This is a genomic window from Erwinia mallotivora (assembly GCF_000590885.1).
Lineage (GTDB): Bacteria > Pseudomonadota > Gammaproteobacteria > Enterobacterales > Enterobacteriaceae > Erwinia > Erwinia mallotivora.
In genome coordinates, this window is the sequence record NZ_JFHN01000063.1 from 48,736 (window position 1) to 66,131 (window position 17,396).

Sequence of the window (17,396 nt, forward strand, 5' to 3'; positions counted from 1 at the left end):
GAAAAGCCCTCTCAATCGGCGCTTATTGTGTCAGCCTGTGTAAAACTTCTTTGCCTCGGCCTTTCGCGCCTGTAAAACAGTCCTGCCGCTGAGCTGATCCCGTCATATTCTCCGTCATCGGGTAACTGGCGACGCTTTTCACGCCGCTGGTAATGGTTCAGAACTTCGGTTTTTTTACGTCCGTGATAATTTCGTTGATGTAAAGTCGTCAATCCGCACCCATACTAATGAACAACTCATCGTGTCGGATTTTGCCAATAACAGCGTTAATAATGCTCTTTCAGGAATCGCTTGTATGGATATTTTCAAACAACTGGTCCACGCACTCTGGCAGCAGGATTATGAAATGCTGGCCGATCCCACCCTGGTGTGGGCGATCTACGGCATTTTGTTTATGATCCTGTTCCTTGAAAATGGCCTGCTGCCTGCTGCGTTTTTGCCTGGCGACAGTCTGCTGATTCTGGTGGGCGTATTGATTGCCAAAGGAACAATGACCTTTCCGCTCACGTTATTGATCCTGACAATGGCAGCCAGCCTGGGATGCTGGGTGGGATATGTTCAGGGGAGGTGGCTGGGTAACACCACCATCGTACAGAAATGGTTGTCGCACCTGCCGGTACAGTATCATGAGCGGGCGCATCGTCTGTTTCACCGCCACGGGCTGTCTGCCCTGCTGGTGGGACGCTTTATCGCTTTTGTCAGAACGCTGCTGCCCACCATTGCCGGTTTGTCTGGCCTGAGTAATGCACGTTTTCAGTTCTTTAACTGGATGAGCGGTCTTCTCTGGGTGCTGATCCTGACAGTAATGGGCTTCGCACTTGGCAAAACGCCTGTTTTCCGCCGCTACGAAGATCAGTTAATGTTCTGCCTGATGCTACTCCCGTTGTTTTTACTGGTGTTTGGGCTGGTGGGTTCGCTGTATGTCTTGTGGCGAAAAAAACGTAGCGCAGGTCAGTAACAATGCTAAAAACGACCAGATTACGCGGCCGACACCTGACTCTGTTGGCGGTTATCGCCGCTTTGATGCTGACGCTGTTTTTGCCGGTACTGCTGCGCAATGAATCAGCTCTGCACATTCGTGCATCACGTCAGGGAGTCGCCTTACCGGACGGCTTTTACGTCTATGAGCGACTTAACGCAGAGGGGATTCAGATTAAAAGCATCACTCTGGATGACAATGCACTGGTCATCAGGTTCGATACCCCAACGCAAAGCGCCGCAGCAGAAAAAGTACTACGCCAGCTCCTGCCCTTCGACTTTAATATCGCCCGGCAGGAGCACTCCGCCTCTGCTGACTGGAGCCACCGCATCAGCCTCTACCAGCAGGCTGTCAGTTAACACTCCCTCCCAGCGCCCGGCCTGAACACCGGGCCGTGTGTTTCCTCTCTGAAATTTATCTCTTTTTGAGCTTTCCGTATTTTCTGACTATGCTTACTCCATTCACAGAACGATCTGTTAACAGGACCAACCGGGTATTGCAGCGCCCGAACAACGGAAGGTAGCAACCTACATGAAATTTCTCACAATTCCTGCATTCACACTTCTTACCCTGACCAGTTTTGCCCAGGCAGCTGACTCACTCTGCCTGCAAAAAGAGCAGGACATTCAGCATGAGATCGATATTGCCCGCCAGCATAACAATCAGCGGCGGGTAAATGGCCTGGAACGCGCGCTTACCGAGGCCAGAGCCGGGTGTTCAGATGAAAAACTGAAAACACTTCACCAGCAGAAAATAAAGCAACATCAGCAGAAAGTTGCTGAACGCCAGCAAGAGCTGGAGAAGGAAAAAGCGGAGGGTGACGACAGCAAGAAAATTGCCAAACGTGAAGCGAAACTGGCAGAAGCTAAACATGAATTGCAGGAAGTAATCGCTGCACCTTATTGATAACCCTGTCCCTCACCTGTTGAATATTCAAGGAGTTTATAATGCCTAAAGATACCACCTCTGAACATCTGCGTGCTGACCTGAAAACGCTGGCTGACACGCTGGAAGAAGTGCTGAGTACCACCAGCGAAAAATCAAAATCCGAACTGGATAAGCTGCGTAGCAAAGCACAAAGTGCGCTGAAAGAAACCCGCGCTCGTCTGGGCGATTCCGGCGAACGCATTGCTAAAACATCGCGGGAAGTTGCGGATCATGCGGATGTTTACGTGCGCGAAAATCCCTGGACCAGCGTGGGCATCGGTGCCGCCATTGGTGTGGTTCTCGGTGTCCTGCTGACGCGTCGCTAACAATGGCGGATTCACAGCAAAGCCACGGCCCCGGCAAAGGGGTCATTAATATCGGCCAGCGAATTGTCACAACTCTGGTGGGGATAGTTGAAACCCGCGTCCGACTAGTGGTGGTTGAACTTGAGGAAGAGAAAGCCAGGCTGATTCAGATGCTGATGATGGTTGGCCTGACAATGCTGTTCACCGCCTTTGGTCTGATGAGCCTGATGGTGTTGATTATCTGGGCGGTCGATGCTCAGTACCGGCTAATGGCAATTGGTATCACTACCGCAGTGTTGTTCGCTCTGGCGATTATCTTTGGCGTCTGGACCCTGGTGAAATCGCGGCGTTCAACGCTCCTCAGTGCCACACGTAAAGAGCTGAAGTCCGACCGTAAGCTGCTGGAGGATGACTGATGAGCCGCGAGCTGAACGAGCGCAAGGCTGAACTGCTGCGTCTGGTGCAGCAACAACGGCTTGACCTCAGTGCCGAAAAAAAATTATGGCTGGAAAGCACTGCACGTTACGACAGCGGCTGGCTGACGCTGGTCAGCCTGCGCCGCTATCTCGCGGTCGGCAGCAGCCTGATGGCCATCTGGTCAGTGCGTAATCCGCGCATCATCACCCGTTGGGCCAGACGTGGCCTTGGGCTCTGGAGTACCTGGCGTATGGTGCGTAACTACCTTCCACGCCGATGAACACCTTAATCCGCTTTTACCCGCCAACCTGACGACAGTATCCGGTACTTTCCGGGACTGTTGCCTGCTGTTCAGTTTTCCTGAATAACTTGGTCAGTTTATCTTGCTTACAATACTTACCTTTCACGAATAATATTCTCAGCAATGAACGGCATACGACGCCAACAAAGCGTCATGCCTGTTTTGAATGACTACACAACAATCTGTTGCTCAGCAAAAAACGTATGGGGTTGATGATGAAAAAATTAGAAAATGTGGGTTTCCTGCTCGCACGTATTTTGATGCCAGTGCTGTTTATTGTCGCGGGCTGGGGCAAGCTCACCGGTTATGCCGGAACGCAGCAGTACATGGAACACATGGGCGTACCGGGCTTTCTGCTGCCGCTGACCATTCTGCTTGAATTTGGCGGTGGTCTGGCCATTCTGTTTGGGTTCCTTACGCGTTTTACCGCTATTTTCACTGCGGCCTTTACGCTGATTACCGCGTTTATTTTTCATGTTGATTTCAGCGTGGCAGGTAACTCTATCAACTTCATGAAAAACTTCACCATTGCCGGCGGTTATCTGCTGCTGTTTATTACCGGTCCGGGCGCATACAGCATTGACCGTCTGTTAAACAAGAAGTGGTAATTTCAGCAAGCTACAGAAATGCTTCGGGTATGGTCGATGATCGTGCCCGTGTTCTCCGGACACCGACCTGCGCGTAATCTCTGTTTTCAAAAGGTTCTGGACTAAGACACCACAAATTTTGTGGTGTCACCTCGCCTGTCATGCGCGTTGGCGTCTTCGGCCAGCGTCAACACCCTGCCAGCATCGCACGCTCACTGAAATGGCGGCTTAACGGTAAACGCACTGGCTACATACGGAATCGCTCGTGGCTTTGCGGCTTATATTGTTGAAAATGGTTTCTGACGCAATGCGCTATCCCCAGTATTTTCATCGCCGCGTTATCCCTCTGATTATTGTTAATATATTTACAAGAGATGTCATCCAGGGAGATAACTACCTGTGCCAGATGTTTTATTCATTCCTGGCGGCTCATTTTGAAAGAGATATTGTAACAAGTGGATAATCTCAGGCCGCATTCTGTCAGAAAAAATTCACCGTCTTCCGCCAGTGCAAAGTAGTTATTACGTCTGTCATCTCGCAACTTTTCTGTTACGGGATCATTTATCGGAGAGGATTTTAATCGTCAGGGTCGATATCGGGCTAACTCTCAGCTCTTTAGTATGACCCTGATATGCTTTTCTGCCTCTAAGGTTGGGTTTTCAATTTTCAGATCGTCTGCTATCTTAAAAATCACGAAAATATCTTTAACATTCACCCAGAACTGAAAATTCAACCGGCTGAATCAGATAATATCAACAGCAAAAAAAACAGATCGCGAACGACCTGTTTTAAGTACTGATAAAACTTTTAGTTAAAAAAACACCCGGCGTTAATCATGCCCAATGAAATGCCATAATGCCATTCTAAAATTATAATTATTATTAGAATTATCGCATTGAGAAAAATGCCATAAAAAAACTAATATATCAACTGGTTACTACTCAGCTTTTGTTTTGCTGTGAAAAAATGCTGAGACCAAAGTTTACGATACCAATTACGCCTGAGCCGATGTTAGTAATAGCAGAAACAATATCCAGCTCAAGTAAGCTACCAATACCAGAGCCTAACGTTTTGGCAGCGGTTGTAGCATCAGTTACCAGGCCACCTAATGCAGTACCCTGATCAACAATATTGCCTATAGCTGAACCAATTGCAGCCCCAACATCAGCAAACGTACCCGCACCGGAAACAGACTGAATTTCTGTAGAAATTAACTCACGCATTGCAACTTCTCCTTTAAAATTTTAATATCCCTGACGCTTACATTGCTGCGCCACGCTGATTTAATAAAAACACTCAGGAAAAGTCAAATAATTATAATAATATTTTCCACCCTGAAAAAAATCACAACAGAATAAATGTTAAAAATAAAAAATACATCAAGCGTAAAAAAATTACTTATGAATGCATTTAAATTTAATAAAAGTATTCTCCCGACAATAAACAACCGCATACATTAAAAAAAACGAAAATCTTCCAGTAATGCGTTATATTTACTGCTTAACATCGTAAAAAAAATTTTTCTGGCCTCTGATATTTGGAAACTATTATGGGACTGTTGATTAACGGAGTCTGGCACGACAGATGGTATGACACGAAAGCCAGCGGCGGACACTTCAAGCGTTCTGAGTCTGCCTTTCGCAACTGGGTGACGCCGAATGGTGAAGCGGGTCCAACTGGTGTGGCAGGCTTTGCTGCCGAAGCTGACCGCTACCATCTGTATGTTTCCCTCGCATGCCCGTGGGCACATCGCACACTGATTATGCGCAAGCTGAAAGGCCTGACAAGGCTGATTTCTGTCTCAGTGGTGCATCCATTGATGTTGGAAAATGGCTGGACCTTTGAGCAGGACTTTGCGGCAGCGACCGGTGATAAACTGATGCACAAGGACTTTCTCTACCAGGTCTATCTGGAGGCTGACAGTCAATACAGCGGCCGGGTCACCGTACCTGTTCTGTGGGATAAACGGCAAAATACCCTGGTCAGCAACGAGTCGGCCGATATTTTGCGGATGTTCAACAGTGCATTTGATGAAGTTGGTGCCCTGGCGGGCGACTATTATCCGCCCGAATTGCGTGACGATATCGATCAGGTTAATAGTTGGGTGTACGACACGGTGAACAACGGCGTATATAAAGCGGGTTTTGCCACCACCCAGCAGGCTTACGATGAGGCGGTTCATGCGCTGTTTAATTCGCTGGACCGGCTGGAAAAAATGTTGGGGGAACATCGCTACCTGACCGGCAACCGCCTGACCGAGGCTGACTTGCGGCTGTGGACCACGCTGGTGCGCTTTGATCCGGTGTATGTCACCCATTTCAAATGCGACAGGCAGCGTATCGGCGACTATCCAAACCTGAGTGGTTTCCTGCGGGAGATTTACCAGATGCCAGGCCTCGCCGAAACGGTTAATCTGGCCCACATTCGTCATCATTATTATCGCAGCCATAAAACCATTAATCCTTATGGCATAATTTCTGACGGACCGGCTTACAACTGGGATCACCCCCACGGGCGCGAGCGACATTTTGACTGAGTGCTGGGGCGGTGCGTTCAGCGTCGCCCCGCTAATTCATCAACCTGCCCGTTTTGCCAGCAACTTTGGAATTTCCCGCAGGCACCAGGCTTTCGCCTCCCCCATACTGTCCCGCCGCCATGCCATGATAATGTCAACTTCACGCGTGTATTCCGGGCTGACCACCCGTAACCGGCCTTCGGCAATATCGTTTTCCACCATCGGATAAGGCATTGAAGCTACTCCCAGGCCAGCCAGCAGGGCACGATGTTTGTCTTCAATGGAGCTGACCGTGAGTCGCGGCTGCTTATCCAGCAGTTGTACGGTCAGAACCGGACGTTCGCGAGCCGTATCGGCCACCGCGATGCCGCGGTATTTTACCCTGGTCACTTCGGAGAGCGGCTCAGGTTCCTGATGAATGGGATGCTCCGGGCTGGCGACAAAAACACTTAACATACTGTAAAGCTTACGGCTGTTAATTTCTGACGAGGTGCGGAAATGCAAAGCCGGCGCGATAACGATATCCGCCCGCCCCTGTTCCAGCCGTTCCCACGCCCCGGCCAGCACCTCGGTAACCAGCGAAATCTGGGTATTGGCTTTATCTGCCAGTTTATCGATTAACGGAAAAAGCATTTCGCAAGGCACCAGTGCTTCGGTGACGATGGTGAGATGGGTCTCCCATCCGCGCGCCAGTGCTTCTGCATCGGTAGTCAGCTTATCTGCGGCTTCCAATAACAGGCGACCCCGCTCCAGCAGCATCCGACCCACGTTAGTGAATTTAGTGCGATGTCCGGAACGGTCAAACAGCACCACATCCAGCTCTTCCTCCAGCTTTTGCATGGTGTAGCTAAGTGCGGAAGGAACCCGACCTAACTCCTCGGCAGCCGCGGCAAAACTGCCCCGCCGATCAATTGCATCCATCACCCGCAGTGCTTCCAGTGTCAGTGCACGGTCTTTAGCCATGGCCATTCTCTGTCAGGAATTTTGAATATAGCGAGCAGATTAACTGGCTAACAATCCAACGTCCAGAAACTTACCATAACGTTATGATAAAAGGTCGGGTTCAGACCAACAGGGGAGGCTCTGATGATTACCAGTCGCACCGCGCAGGCGTGTGGCAAAGCTGATTATGGCTGGCTACAGGCACGCTACACCTTTTCCTTTGGACACTATTTTGACCCCAGACTGCTGGGATACGCTTCCCTGCGCGTACTCAATCATGAAGTGCTGGCACCAGCAGCCTCTTTTCAGGCCCGCACCTATCCGGGAGTTGATGTCCTGAACCTGATTTTGCAGGGTGAAGCAGAATACCGTGACAGTAAAGGCAATCACGCCTGCGTCGGCACCGGAGAAGCATTGCTGCTGTCGGCTCAGTCGGGTATCAGCTACAGCGAATGCAATCTGAGCAGAACGCAACCGCTGGTCAGAATGCAGCTGTGGCTGGATGCCTGTCCGCAGCGCGATAATGAAACCTTCCAGCTAATACAGCTGGCAAAAAACCAGGCTCACACGCTGCTGGCTTCGCCGGACGGTGCAGAACATAGCCTGCAACTGCGCCAGCAGGTGTGGGTGCACCATCTGGTGTTAAAAAGCGGAGAAACACAGACCGTTGAGCTGCATGGTCCCCGCGCGTATTTACAGTCGATTCATGGCAACCTGCATGTTGCCAGCGCTTCGGACACAACCGAAGCACTGGCGTGCGGAGATGGGGCATTTATTCGCGAAGAACCGAGGGTGACCATAAAGGCCGGGACGTCTCTGCATGCGCTGATCATTGATCTGCCTGTGTGAACCTTAAACAGGGCGCGACCTGTTCGCCCGAACCGCAGCCGATTACAGCACGTTTAATGTAACGCTTTCTGACGTTTTGACAGCCAGTACTGATGCAGTTGCAACGCAGCCGGGCCAATCGCATCCTGACTCTCTTCCCACTCCTCTGGCGTCATGTTGTCCAGCCGGGCGAAGTTTTCCTCTTTGCCATGCAGAGCAATGACCTCAAGCGCCGGTTGTAGCTCTGATGACAGCGTTGACCAGTCATCCAACGCCACACCACGCATGTAGCCGAAGCACCACTCTTCCACAACCCGGTACTCCTGCCCCTCTACCTCACGGAAACCAAACATCGGGTCGAACTGATCCGGCGCCTCATTGAGCCGATCGCGGATGTCGTTCATATGTTGTAAAACCAGATCCATAAAGCGCTTCATGGTCTCTTCAGAAAACTCGTCCATGAGATACTCTTTATCTCCCCATAATGCGGCCAGCCATCGCGAGGTGGGCAGCAGGTTGGGGCCTGAGAGGATGGCGGTCAACATACCGTCCAGTTCGGAAACATCCACGACAGAATCATCATTTCCGTGGTTCAGCAGGAGGTCATCAAGCCATTCCAGATCATCTTCGTCCAGTGGTCCGCTATTCATCCGGGTTCTCCTCAACAATTTATGATGGAGGGAGTTTACCCGTTAATCGCCATCAACCTGTATCCTGGATTTCAGATAATGGTGACATGGTGCAGATTTTTGCCAGCAACGCAAAAGTGTGACCAGTGAAATTTGTAGAGAGGGAGAGGAGGAACCGCGCCACCCGATGGCGCGGCAGGAAGAAGCATTACTCTTTTGCCATCGGCGTTTCAATGACCTTTGGTGCCTCTGATCCCTGAAGGGTGGAGACGCGTTTTTCCACCTCGGCAACCTGACTGGCGTTGTGCAACAGGGTATAGGTCAGGTCGAAATGGGTACTCTGACCTGCTTCAAGCTTCTTCACACGTTTTTGTTCACGCTCAATGGTCACCGGATAGGCATAGCTGGTACCGGGTTCAATACCGGTGACATAGCCCTGCTTAAGCGTGTCAGTATTTTTCCACATGGTCAGCACCGGCAGCTGAGTAGTATTGAAGCCGATCGCCGCCCCTTTATCTCCGGCCTTGTTGATCACTGCGGCAACGGTCTGCTTATCGGCACCAGAGAGGGGTTTAAAGTTAAACACCATTTCGTCAAAATCTTTGGTCGGTCCGGCATAGGTCTGCCAGTTTTTCAGGCCAGCTTTAGCGTAATCGTTGAACGGGCTGACGCTCTCAACGGGGGCGATAAAGCGGGCACCCTCTTCCAGAATGGGTGTGCCGAAGTTGCTGTGATAGATAATCTGATAATCGTGAGCGTAGTCGGCATGATTGGTCAGCACGTCATGCAGGCTGAAGCTGTTGCTGCCGGGAATATAGCTCAGCTCGGTAGCGGTCTGGAGATCAACCTTTTTAAAGGTGCTCTCTTTTACCAGTCCCCGAATGCGGATTTCGTAAGGCGCTTTTTCACTGACCTCAACGGAAACCTCAGACGCCGGTGTGTTGCCGACTTTGCCATGCAGGGTGTAAATACGGCCATCAGCGGTGACCGGGTGGCCGGTCCATTCATAACCACAACGCACTACCATTTCGTTGAAACCATCCAGCCAGCCCAGACCATTACGGCTTTCCAGGTTGATAAAGGCCGGATTAACCACCTCTTTCACCGGCGAATCCCAACCCATGCGCACGCCATACCCTTCCACATGCAGTAAATTCATGCCACGTGTGGGGCTGAGGGTGATAGTCAGACCGTTTTTGCTGGTGATGGTGATAATTTTACTGCCTTCCTGTTTACCCCCGTGGAGTACTTTTTGCTCAATGCTGAAAGTCTGATCTTTAATTTTCAGCTGCTGACTGGTTACCTGCCAGTTTCCTTGTTCTGTGCCGCTTTCAGCGCTGGTCAGCAACCAGCTTTTAGCGCAAACCTGACCGGATACAAGCAAAGCAACAGTAGATAACAGCAACGTTTTTTTCATGAGTCCTTCCTTTTGGCTGAATCGATTATGTGCATAACCCCTGAAATCTAATGATTACTCAGCGAAAAAAATGTGATCGGATTCATTTAGCGCTACGAAAATGTAAAGAAAATCAAAAAGTATGATTTCAATCTCATTACAAGATGAAAACATAAGGGTGCAAAGCAAGGATATGTTAGCGGGAACACCAGCCAGCTTTGACGATTCAGCGTGACGGCCATAACCTGCTGCGGATTAGTGTTATTCAGTTTGCTTGTGCCAGCACAACGAGAACCCTGACCAGAGCGCAGCCGTTGACCGCTCTGACTCATGGCGCATACTTTATGCGCAAAGTAAAACGCCCGCAGGTGTTTGCCTGCGGGCAGTGGCATAGTGAATTTGGCAACCTGAATAGAGGTGATATCATCGCCTCATAGTCAAAACCATGCACATACAGGCCTGTATTCAGGGCTGTTTTTGCTTGTTTGTTTTAATTGCGTCCGTCACACCCGGAACAGGTGTTTCTGGGATCAATGTATCGACGACACCTTTTAGTGAATCTCGGGCAGTGTCCCTGACTGAAGGAGTGAAAAGTGACACAGCACCGACAATGAGCAGTGTAGAAATCGCTGTCGCAACCAGGCCAGAAATTCCGCCACTGAGCCAGGATAAAAAGCCTTTTCCAAGCCGGATATACCATACTGGCTGAGTAAGATACTGTATAACGCTGCATCTTCGCCCCACTTCTTCCATTTTTCCTGCAAGTCACTTTGATGATTATCCATCATTGCAGCAATTTTCTGATCATAGGCTGCACCGACTCTCTCACTCACACTGTCTACCAGCTGATTTACAGCACGTTTGGCCTTATCACGATAATCCTGAAGCCTTCTGTCTGAATAAGCTATGTTTTCATGGAAACTGGTGAGTTTATTGACTATGTCTGAGTCAGAAAGCAATCTCGCGCTGCATTGTCTTGCCAGATCATCTTTGTCCGCTTTATACATCGCATAAGCGATCAGCTGTTCCGGCTCGTCTGAGTCCTGTACAAGCTCAGTAAACACCCATTTCTTTGGTTGAGACATATTCCCTTTCCATGAGAAATTTAAACGCCCCGCCTGGGGGCTACGCATTGAATAATGTAATTATCAACCTTTACGGACTTTATTAAAGGCTTCTTTAAAATACCCTTTCGCTTCTGCCTGAGAGAGTACTGTTCCCCCAAATGACTTCTGAATTTCCGAAGCGTTTGGATTATGAAGTGTCTTACGAGCAACCGTACTGAGTGCAGCTCCCTTATCCTTTGATTCGACTGGACTCGTTCGCTGAGCATTCTCAGCACTTTTTGATGTGGTGATTTTCTGGCGTGCTACATCCGCCACCGCTTCATTCGCTATGGTCCGAAGTTGTTCAGCTGTAAGGGTAGGCATGCGATTTGTGGTCATAGTTTAAACCTCCGTATATGCCAATAAGTGTATATTGACCAATGCTCGATTACATCCAAAAAGGTCAACCTGGTTTACATTTTACAATACCTATCGCACGAAAAAATCTGGCAGCTCAATTCAATCAGAATAATTGTGACCTGTTCCTGAATTATTAATAAAGTGTGCTTTAGACAAGTCCATTGTTGGCACATAGTTGCATGTCAGCCTGGGCACAGCAAAATAACTGTGCCAGATTAAGTTTGAGTTAATAAACAAAACTACCGCCGTAACTCCCTTCTTTTCCCGATAGCCTCGCCAGTCCATGAGGGTTATTTTAAATTACACATGGTTATTCATAATTGAATCTGAGAAAAGCAGCGTCATACGGATAGCTGCGGGCATTGGTGCGCATTCTGGCTACGAATTTGTCACAAGAAAATGGCTCTCAGAAATATTTCGTGTGCGCATGACTGGCCTGATGGGGGGCAAATTTTGTTTAACTACCTGAAACCTTGATGACGTCCCAGCATTGCATATGCATTCTTGCACCAGCAAGCGTTCGTTCCTTTAGCACTGTCTGCACACGCGCTACGCTCCGCCTGTAGCTGTCCCTGCTACTTACTTGCATGCGCCAACAGAATATATGCTTACCGCCAGGAAAAGATCACTAGAGGGTGGGATACTACGGAAATATATAATCTTTTATTTATATATCATATTGTTATGAATTTTATCATGATGGAGTACGTAGTAGGGTATCTAATATTTGGACTGGCTCTGGCCTCGCCGATTTAACGAGAGAAATGAATATTGAAAGACGCGAAGAAATGAATTTTGCTCTGCTGGCAGAATCGCAGCTAAGAGAAGCGCGAAAGAAACGTCCTGCTGGTAATCTGAAATGAAGGCTGTAGCGGATGCCATGCTTGAGGATATTGGGGATGGAACAACCGTTGGTGTGCCTCTGCTGTATCACAGTCTGTGACACATTTTCACCTTTGAAGGCCTGAGACACACCAACGTATTGTTTTTAAAGAAGTCGAAACTGACCGGTAAGCCGCATTCTTTTACAGAGAGCGGAGTGGACAGTCATCCCTATCCACAAAGTAAAACGCCCACAGAATGACTTCTGTGGGCGTCTACATAAAGAGTCGAAACTGACCGATAAGCCGGGTTCTGTCGTGGACAGTCATTCATCTAGGCCAGCAATCGCTCACTGGCTCAAGCAGCCTACCCGGGTTCAGTACGGGCCGTACCTTGTGAACCCCTATTTGGCCTTGCTCCGGGTGGAGTTTACCGTGCCGCGAACTGTTGCCAGACGCGCGGTGCGCTCTTACCGCACCCTTTCACCCTTACCTGATCCCACAAGTGGGCCATCGGCGGTTTGCTCTCTGTTGCACTGGTCGTAGGCTTGCGCCCCCCAGGCGTTACCTGGCACCCTGCCCTGTGGAGCCCGGACTTTCCTCCCCTTTGTCTGTCTCCCCCGAAGGAGGACGGCAACAAAGCGGCGACTGTCTGGTCAGCTTCGGCGCGGATGATAGGGTATTCGACGCGGTTTGTCACCCCTCTTGCTGCGCCAGCGCATACTTATACAGCGCATTCTTTTTCACCGCGTGAATTTCTGCGGTCAGCTGAGCCGCTTTTTTCAGCGGCAGCTCCTGCTGTAACAATGCCAGCGTACGCAGTGCCTCAGGCGGTAGCGCATCGTCTACGGCATGAAATCCCTCAACAATCAGCACCATCTCACCCTTGCGGCGATTCTCATCTTCCTGTACCCAGGCCAGCAATTCTCCTACCGGCGCGCCCTGAATCGACTCCCAGGTTTTGGTGATTTCCCGCGCCAGTACCACGTAGCGCGCAGCCCCCCACACCGCCACCATATCCTGTAAACTCTCCAGCAATCGGTGGGTGGACTCATAAAAAATCAGCGTGCGCGGCTCCTGCTCCAGTGCCCGCAGCACATCGCAGCGACTCTTACTTTTAGCGGGCAGAAACCCTTCGTAACAGAATCGATCAGACGGAAGCCCGGCCGCGCATAATGCTGTAATCGCCGCGCAGGCACCCGGTAAAGGCACCACCCTGATGCCTGCTTCACGACACAGGCGCACCAGATGGTAGCCCGGATCGTTAATTAACGGGGTTCCGGCATCAGAAACCAGTGCAATGCTCTGCCCGTCGCGCAGCTTCGCCAGCAAGCTTTCCGCTTTCTGCTGTTCGTTATGATCGTGCAATGCGAACAGGCGCGCATTGATGGAGAAATGTTGTAGCAACAGCCCGGTATGACGTGTATCTTCCGCTGCGATCAGATCGACGTTAGCCAGCACGTCCAGAGCACGCTGGGTGATATCGCCCAGGTTACCAATCGGTGTGGGAACGATGTAGAGCGTGCTGGCGGAAATCTCTTCGCGTTGTTTCATTGTTTGATCCGGTTTACCGATTTAATATTGAGCATCTTGAAAAAAACATCACTGGATACAGTATGCTTCCTTCGAAAGTCATTCATAACAAAGCAGGACGCTGCATGCCTGTTCTGCTGGCCGCCCTGTTTTTTGCCGGGTGTACCAGCCAAAGCCCACAGACACCTGCGGTGAATGTACAGGGCGCGGCGTCCGGTACTTCCGACTATTATCTGCAACAGATGCAGCAAAGTTCAGATAATAACAAGGTTGACTGGCAATTACTTGCTATCAGGGCGCTGTTAAAAGAAGGGAAGTTCCCGGATGCCAACAACCAGATGGCGCAACTACCTCAGCAACTGAGCGATACCCAACGCCAGGAAGCGCTGCTGCTACAGGCCGAGCTGAAAATTTCTCAGCGTGATTTCCCCGGTGCGGCTCAGCTGCTCCAACAGACGGACAAGAGCCAGCTGTCGAAAGAACAACTGGCCCGCTACTATGCATTGCAGATAGCAGCAAGTGAGGGACGCCCCTCGCTGGAAGTGCTTCGCGCCTGGATCGCCCAGGAACCGCTGTTACAAAATCCGGCTGACCGGCAAAAAAATATTGATGCCACCTGGCAGGTTCTGACGCAGATGACGGCGGAACAGACCAACAACCTGGTGATTAATGCCGATGAAAACACCCTTCAGGGCTGGCTGGATCTGCTGAATGTTTATCGCGCTAACAGCAGCGATGCAGAAATGCTCAAAGCAGGGATCGGCGACTGGCAGACACGCTATCCCTATAATCCGGCGGCAAAAATGCTGCCGACGGCGCTAAGTCAGGCGCATAACTTCCAGCCTTCCTCAACCGGTAAAATTGCTCTGCTGCTGCCGCTGAGCGGCCAGGCGCAGGTGTTTGCGAACGCTATCCAGAAAGGCTTCAACGACGCCAAAAATGGCGCGCTGACCCAGGCAGCGGCTCAGCCTGTGGACGCGAACGCTACGTCAGCAAGCGCCGCCGCTAACACCGCCGCCGCCCCGGCAGCGGGCAGCGAAGCGAATCCGGTGACTGCGCCCTCATCTGCGCCTGCCACATCACCTGCCGCAGCCGCGCCAGATGCCACCGTATCGGGTCAACCGGCAACGCCAGCCAGCAATGCCGTTGCAACAGCCGCCCCCTCCAGCGCCACCCAGGTGCAGGTCTATGACACCAGCACTCAGCCCATTGATCAGGTGTTAGCCCAGGCGCAGAAAGATGGTGCCACGCTGGTGGTCGGTCCACTGCTTAAAAATCACGTTGAGCAACTTGCTTCGGTGCAGACACCGCTGAATATCCTTGCGCTGAATGAGCCAGGCACGGTACAGAACCATCCGAATCTTTGCTATTTTGCGCTTTCTCCTGAAGACGAAGCGCGTGATGCAGCCCATCATATGTGGGAGCAGAACAGACGCGCACCGCTGCTGATGGTGCCACGCAGTTCACTGGGCGATCGCGTCAGCAAAGCGTTCGCCAGCGAGTGGCAGAAACTGGGTGGCGGTACGGTGCTGCAACAGCAGTTTGGTTCTACCTCAGAATTGAAGCAGGGGATCAACAGCGGAGCCGGTCTGCGCCTGAGCGGTACGCCTATCACCGCGCAGGCTGAACAGCCTCAGGGCGTGACGGTTGCGGGACTGACCATTCCGGCACCGGTCAGCAGCCCGCAGCCTGCGGCCTCCGGCAGCGATGGCAATGTGGATTCGGTCTATATCGTGGCAACCCAGGATGAGATGGCACTGATTAAACCGATGATTTCAATGCGCGTCAGCAGCCGCAGCATGGTACAACTCTATGCCAGTTCACGCAGTTTCCAGGCGGGGGCCGGTCCGGACTACCGCCTGGAGATGGAAGGCCTGCAATTCAGTGATATGCCACTACTGACCGGTAGCCAGCCAGCCCTGTTACAGCAGGCAGCGAAGAGTTTTAACAACGATTATTCGCTGGTCAGGCTGTATGCGATGGGGGTGGATGCCTGGACGCTGGCTAACCACTTTAACGATATCCGCCAGATGTCAGGTTTTCAGATCAAAGGCGAAACCGGCAACCTGAGCGCCAACACGGATTGCGTCATCAACAGGAAGTTGACATGGAGCCAGTATCGTCAGGGACAAATCGTTCCGGCCTCCTGAGCAGGCTGAAAACAGGGGCGGCCTGCGAACGGCAGGCCCGCCAGTTACTCGAACAGTCAGGTCTTAGCTTTGTCGCCGCCAATGTTCGTTTTCGCGGTGGAGAAATCGACCTGATTATGCGTGATAAAGCATGTTGGGTTTTTGTTGAGGTACGCTACCGTCGTAACGCCCTGTTTGGCGGTGCCGCGGCCAGCGTTACCCGCAACAAACAGCAAAAGCTGTTAACCGCCGCCGCCCTGTGGCTTAATCGCCGTGGCGAGAGTCTGGAAACGGCAGACTGTCGTTTTGATGTGGTGGCCATAACCGGTGCGAACACCGACTGGCTGCCCAATGCTTTTTCGGCGGAGTAACCGCTCTGTCATTGACTGACCAGGTGAAAGAAGTGCTGGAAAGAATTAAAGTCTGTTTTACCGAAAGTATTCAAACGCAGATCGCCGCAGCAGAAGCGTTACCGGATGCCATTTCCCGTGCGGCGATTACCATGGTGCAATCTCTGCTGAACGGTAACAAAATTCTGAGCTGTGGTAATGGTACTTCCAGCGCCAACGCCCAGCATTTTGCAGCAACGATGATTAACCGCTTTGAGACTGAACGTCCGAGTCTGCCTGCCATTGCCCTGAGTGCGGATAATGTCCTGCTGACAGCAATTGGTAACGACCGCCTGCACGAAGAAGTCTATGCCAAGCAGGTACGTGCGTTAGGGAATGCAGGGGATATTCTGTTGGCTATCTCAACACGTGGCAACAGCCGCGATATTGTAAAAGCCCTGGAGGCAGCGGTAACGCGCGATATGACCATCATCGCGCTTACCGGCCACGACGGCGGCGAACTCGCCGGCCTGCTGGGCCCACAGGATGTGGAAATTCGCATCCCCTCACACCGCAGCGCAAGAATTCAGGAAATGCATATGTTAACTGTGAACTGCCTGTGCGATTTGATCGATAACACCTTGTTTCCCCACCAGGACGTTTAAGGAGCCGAAATGAAGGCATTACCCGCTATTGCCGTGGTGTTTACCGCGTTGATGTTACAGGGCTGCGTGGCCGCAGTGATTGGCAGCGCAGCCGTTGCCACCAAAACCGCCTCCGATCCCCGGACGGTAGGCACTCAGGTGGATGATGGCACGCTGGAGCTGCGCGTCAGCAATGCGTTGTCCAAAGACCAGCAGATCAAAACCGATGCCCACATTGTTGCTACCGCCTATCAGGGGAAAGTCCTGCTGACCGGTCAGGCCCCTGACGCCACCCTCGCCAGCCGCGCCAAACAAATCACCATGGGCGTGGACGGCGCAACCGAGGTCTACAACGAGATCCGTACCAGCGATAAAGCCAGTTTTGGCACGGCGTCTTCCGACACCTGGATCACCACCAAGGTCCGCTCCCAGCTGTTAGCCAGCGACCAGGTGAAATCGTCCAATGTGAAGGTGACGACAGAAAATGGCGAAGTGTTCCTGTTAGGCCTGGTAACCGACGCGGAAGGGAAAGCGGCGGCCGACATTGCCAGCCGTGTGAGCGGCGTGAAACATGTCACCACCGCCTTTACTATCCTGAAATAGCCCCACCCCTGGAATCCGTAACCGGCACTGCCCGGCTACGGATTT

The 17,396-nt window shown here is 51.4% G+C and carries 20 protein-coding genes and 1 other RNA gene; 13 read left to right on the top strand and 8 right to left on the bottom strand.

What is annotated here, in order from left to right:
- The first annotated feature begins 295 nt into the window (after positions 1–295).
- The 7 genes from BG55_RS16500 to BG55_RS16530 all read left to right on the top strand — a co-directional run bounded on the left by BG55_RS16500 (position 296) and on the right by BG55_RS16530 (position 3,537).
- Positions 296–958 (top strand): DedA family protein, encoded by a 663-nt coding sequence (locus BG55_RS16500; RefSeq protein WP_034939783.1) that lies wholly within the window; start codon positions 296–298, stop codon positions 956–958.
- A gap of 2 nt (positions 959–960) precedes the next feature.
- On the top strand, positions 961–1,338 hold the full coding sequence (mzrA, locus tag BG55_RS16505) for an EnvZ/OmpR regulon moderator MzrA (RefSeq protein ID WP_034939785.1): 378 nt from the start codon (positions 961–963) through the stop codon (positions 1,336–1,338).
- Positions 1,339–1,510: 172 nt separating this feature from the next.
- Positions 1,511–1,885 carry a DUF1090 domain-containing protein gene (locus tag BG55_RS16510; RefSeq protein WP_034939786.1) on the top strand — a complete coding sequence of 125 codons (375 nt, stop codon included), beginning with the start codon at positions 1,511–1,513 and terminating at the stop codon, positions 1,883–1,885.
- 41 nt (positions 1,886–1,926) lie between these two features.
- Positions 1,927–2,232 (top strand): ElaB/YgaM/YqjD family protein, encoded by a 306-nt coding sequence (locus BG55_RS16515; protein ID WP_034939788.1) that lies wholly within the window; start codon positions 1,927–1,929, stop codon positions 2,230–2,232.
- A gap of 2 nt (positions 2,233–2,234) precedes the next feature.
- Complete coding sequence (locus tag BG55_RS16520) at positions 2,235–2,627, top strand: phage holin family protein (RefSeq protein ID WP_034939790.1); 393 nt, start codon at positions 2,235–2,237, stop codon at positions 2,625–2,627.
- A complete protein-coding gene (locus BG55_RS16525) occupies positions 2,627–2,908 on the top strand; it encodes a YqjK-like family protein (RefSeq protein ID WP_034939792.1) in 282 nt (93 codons plus the stop codon). The genes BG55_RS16520 and BG55_RS16525 overlap by 1 nt, the downstream gene beginning before the upstream one ends.
- Before the next feature lie 236 nt (positions 2,909–3,144).
- Positions 3,145–3,537 carry a DoxX family protein gene (locus BG55_RS16530; RefSeq protein WP_034940020.1) on the top strand — a complete coding sequence of 131 codons (393 nt, stop codon included), beginning with the start codon at positions 3,145–3,147 and terminating at the stop codon, positions 3,535–3,537.
- Positions 3,538–4,457: 920 nt separating this feature from the next.
- On the opposite strand, the gene BG55_RS16535 is transcribed toward BG55_RS16530, so the two are convergent.
- On the bottom strand, positions 4,458–4,739 hold the full coding sequence (locus tag BG55_RS16535) for a hypothetical protein (protein ID WP_052018913.1): 282 nt from the start codon (positions 4,737–4,739) through the stop codon (positions 4,458–4,460).
- A gap of 326 nt (positions 4,740–5,065) precedes the next feature.
- On the opposite strand from BG55_RS16535, the gene BG55_RS16540 reads away from it, so the two are divergent.
- Positions 5,066–6,052: a glutathione S-transferase family protein gene (locus BG55_RS16540; protein WP_034939795.1), complete on the top strand. Its 987-nt coding sequence runs from the start codon at positions 5,066–5,068 to the stop codon at positions 6,050–6,052.
- Positions 6,053–6,091: 39 nt separating this feature from the next.
- Here BG55_RS16540 and BG55_RS16545 read toward each other — a convergent pair whose 3' ends face one another.
- The gene (locus BG55_RS16545) at positions 6,092–6,994 is read right to left on the bottom strand and encodes a LysR family transcriptional regulator (protein WP_034939798.1); all 903 of its coding nucleotides are present in this window, start codon (positions 6,992–6,994) and stop codon (positions 6,092–6,094) included.
- Between the two features lie 123 nt (positions 6,995–7,117).
- On the opposite strand from BG55_RS16545, the gene BG55_RS16550 reads away from it, so the two are divergent.
- On the top strand, positions 7,118–7,822 hold the full coding sequence (locus tag BG55_RS16550) for a pirin family protein (protein ID WP_034939800.1): 705 nt from the start codon (positions 7,118–7,120) through the stop codon (positions 7,820–7,822).
- A gap of 53 nt (positions 7,823–7,875) precedes the next feature.
- On the opposite strand, the gene BG55_RS16555 is transcribed toward BG55_RS16550, so the two are convergent.
- From BG55_RS16555 to rsmI, 6 genes are all read right to left on the bottom strand, one after another.
- Positions 7,876–8,451 (bottom strand): UPF0149 family protein, encoded by a 576-nt coding sequence (locus BG55_RS16555; RefSeq protein WP_052018914.1) that lies wholly within the window; start codon positions 8,449–8,451, stop codon positions 7,876–7,878.
- A gap of 187 nt (positions 8,452–8,638) precedes the next feature.
- Positions 8,639–9,847 (bottom strand): aldose 1-epimerase family protein, encoded by a 1,209-nt coding sequence (locus BG55_RS16560; RefSeq protein ID WP_034939803.1) that lies wholly within the window; start codon positions 9,845–9,847, stop codon positions 8,639–8,641.
- Between the two features lie 530 nt (positions 9,848–10,377).
- Positions 10,378–10,911 (bottom strand): hypothetical protein, encoded by a 534-nt coding sequence (locus BG55_RS16570; RefSeq protein ID WP_034939807.1) that lies wholly within the window; start codon positions 10,909–10,911, stop codon positions 10,378–10,380.
- A gap of 63 nt (positions 10,912–10,974) precedes the next feature.
- Positions 10,975–11,271 carry a hypothetical protein gene (locus BG55_RS16575; protein WP_034939809.1) on the bottom strand — a complete coding sequence of 99 codons (297 nt, stop codon included), beginning with the start codon at positions 11,269–11,271 and terminating at the stop codon, positions 10,975–10,977.
- A gap of 1,128 nt (positions 11,272–12,399) precedes the next feature.
- Positions 12,400–12,777, bottom strand: an RNA gene (rnpB, locus tag BG55_RS21510) — RNase P RNA component class A.
- A 32-nt stretch (positions 12,778–12,809) separates the two neighbouring features.
- Positions 12,810–13,667, bottom strand: a complete 858-nt coding sequence (gene rsmI / locus BG55_RS16580) for a 16S rRNA (cytidine(1402)-2'-O)-methyltransferase (RefSeq protein WP_034939812.1) — start codon at positions 13,665–13,667, stop codon at positions 12,810–12,812.
- A gap of 62 nt (positions 13,668–13,729) precedes the next feature.
- Between rsmI and BG55_RS16585 the strand changes: the two genes are divergently transcribed.
- From BG55_RS16585 to dolP, 4 genes are read left to right on the top strand one after another with little or no spacing between them, the layout of a single operon-like run.
- Entirely contained in the window at positions 13,730–15,796 is a 2,067-nt protein-coding gene (locus BG55_RS16585; RefSeq protein ID WP_034940026.1) for a penicillin-binding protein activator, read from the top strand.
- Positions 15,754–16,146 carry a YraN family protein gene (locus BG55_RS16590; RefSeq protein ID WP_034939815.1) on the top strand — a complete coding sequence of 131 codons (393 nt, stop codon included), beginning with the start codon at positions 15,754–15,756 and terminating at the stop codon, positions 16,144–16,146. Before BG55_RS16585 ends, BG55_RS16590 begins: the two co-directional genes overlap by 43 nt.
- A 32-nt stretch (positions 16,147–16,178) precedes the next feature.
- The gene (gene diaA, locus BG55_RS16595) at positions 16,179–16,769 is read left to right on the top strand and encodes a DnaA initiator-associating protein DiaA (protein WP_034939817.1); all 591 of its coding nucleotides are present in this window, start codon (positions 16,179–16,181) and stop codon (positions 16,767–16,769) included.
- Between the two features lie 9 nt (positions 16,770–16,778).
- The gene (gene dolP / locus BG55_RS16600) at positions 16,779–17,351 is read left to right on the top strand and encodes a division/outer membrane stress-associated lipid-binding lipoprotein (RefSeq protein WP_034939819.1); all 573 of its coding nucleotides are present in this window, start codon (positions 16,779–16,781) and stop codon (positions 17,349–17,351) included.
- Positions 17,352–17,396: the final 45 nt, after the last annotated feature.

Bases quoted from the DNA above. Each gene is read 5' to 3' on its own strand.
- BG55_RS16585 (WP_034940026.1), top strand. From the start codon at position 13,730: ATGCTTCCTTCGAAAGTCATTCATAACAAAGCAGGACGCTGCATGCCT.
- BG55_RS16550 (WP_034939800.1), top strand. From the start codon at position 7,118: ATGATTACCAGTCGCACCGCGCAGGCGTGTGGCAAAGCTGATTATGGC.
- BG55_RS16525 (WP_034939792.1), top strand. From the start codon at position 2,627: ATGAGCCGCGAGCTGAACGAGCGCAAGGCTGAACTGCTGCGTCTGGTG.
- BG55_RS16500 (WP_034939783.1), top strand. From the start codon at position 296: ATGGATATTTTCAAACAACTGGTCCACGCACTCTGGCAGCAGGATTAT.
- rsmI (WP_034939812.1), bottom strand. From the start codon at position 13,667: ATGAAACAACGCGAAGAGATTTCCGCCAGCACGCTCTACATCGTTCCC.
- BG55_RS16515 (WP_034939788.1), top strand. From the start codon at position 1,927: ATGCCTAAAGATACCACCTCTGAACATCTGCGTGCTGACCTGAAAACG.
- dolP (WP_034939819.1), top strand. From the start codon at position 16,779: ATGAAGGCATTACCCGCTATTGCCGTGGTGTTTACCGCGTTGATGTTA.
- BG55_RS16535 (WP_052018913.1), bottom strand. From the start codon at position 4,739: ATGCGTGAGTTAATTTCTACAGAAATTCAGTCTGTTTCCGGTGCGGGT.
- BG55_RS16555 (WP_052018914.1), bottom strand. From the start codon at position 8,451: ATGAATAGCGGACCACTGGACGAAGATGATCTGGAATGGCTTGATGAC.
- BG55_RS16520 (WP_034939790.1), top strand. From the start codon at position 2,235: ATGGCGGATTCACAGCAAAGCCACGGCCCCGGCAAAGGGGTCATTAAT.
- BG55_RS16570 (WP_034939807.1), bottom strand. From the start codon at position 10,911: ATGTCTCAACCAAAGAAATGGGTGTTTACTGAGCTTGTACAGGACTCA.
- mzrA (WP_034939785.1), top strand. From the start codon at position 961: ATGCTAAAAACGACCAGATTACGCGGCCGACACCTGACTCTGTTGGCG.
- BG55_RS16510 (WP_034939786.1), top strand. From the start codon at position 1,511: ATGAAATTTCTCACAATTCCTGCATTCACACTTCTTACCCTGACCAGT.
- BG55_RS16540 (WP_034939795.1), top strand. From the start codon at position 5,066: ATGGGACTGTTGATTAACGGAGTCTGGCACGACAGATGGTATGACACG.
- BG55_RS16530 (WP_034940020.1), top strand. From the start codon at position 3,145: ATGAAAAAATTAGAAAATGTGGGTTTCCTGCTCGCACGTATTTTGATG.
- BG55_RS16575 (WP_034939809.1), bottom strand. From the start codon at position 11,271: ATGACCACAAATCGCATGCCTACCCTTACAGCTGAACAACTTCGGACC.
- BG55_RS16560 (WP_034939803.1), bottom strand. From the start codon at position 9,847: ATGAAAAAAACGTTGCTGTTATCTACTGTTGCTTTGCTTGTATCCGGT.
- BG55_RS16545 (WP_034939798.1), bottom strand. From the start codon at position 6,994: ATGGCTAAAGACCGTGCACTGACACTGGAAGCACTGCGGGTGATGGAT.
- BG55_RS16590 (WP_034939815.1), top strand. From the start codon at position 15,754: ATGGAGCCAGTATCGTCAGGGACAAATCGTTCCGGCCTCCTGAGCAGG.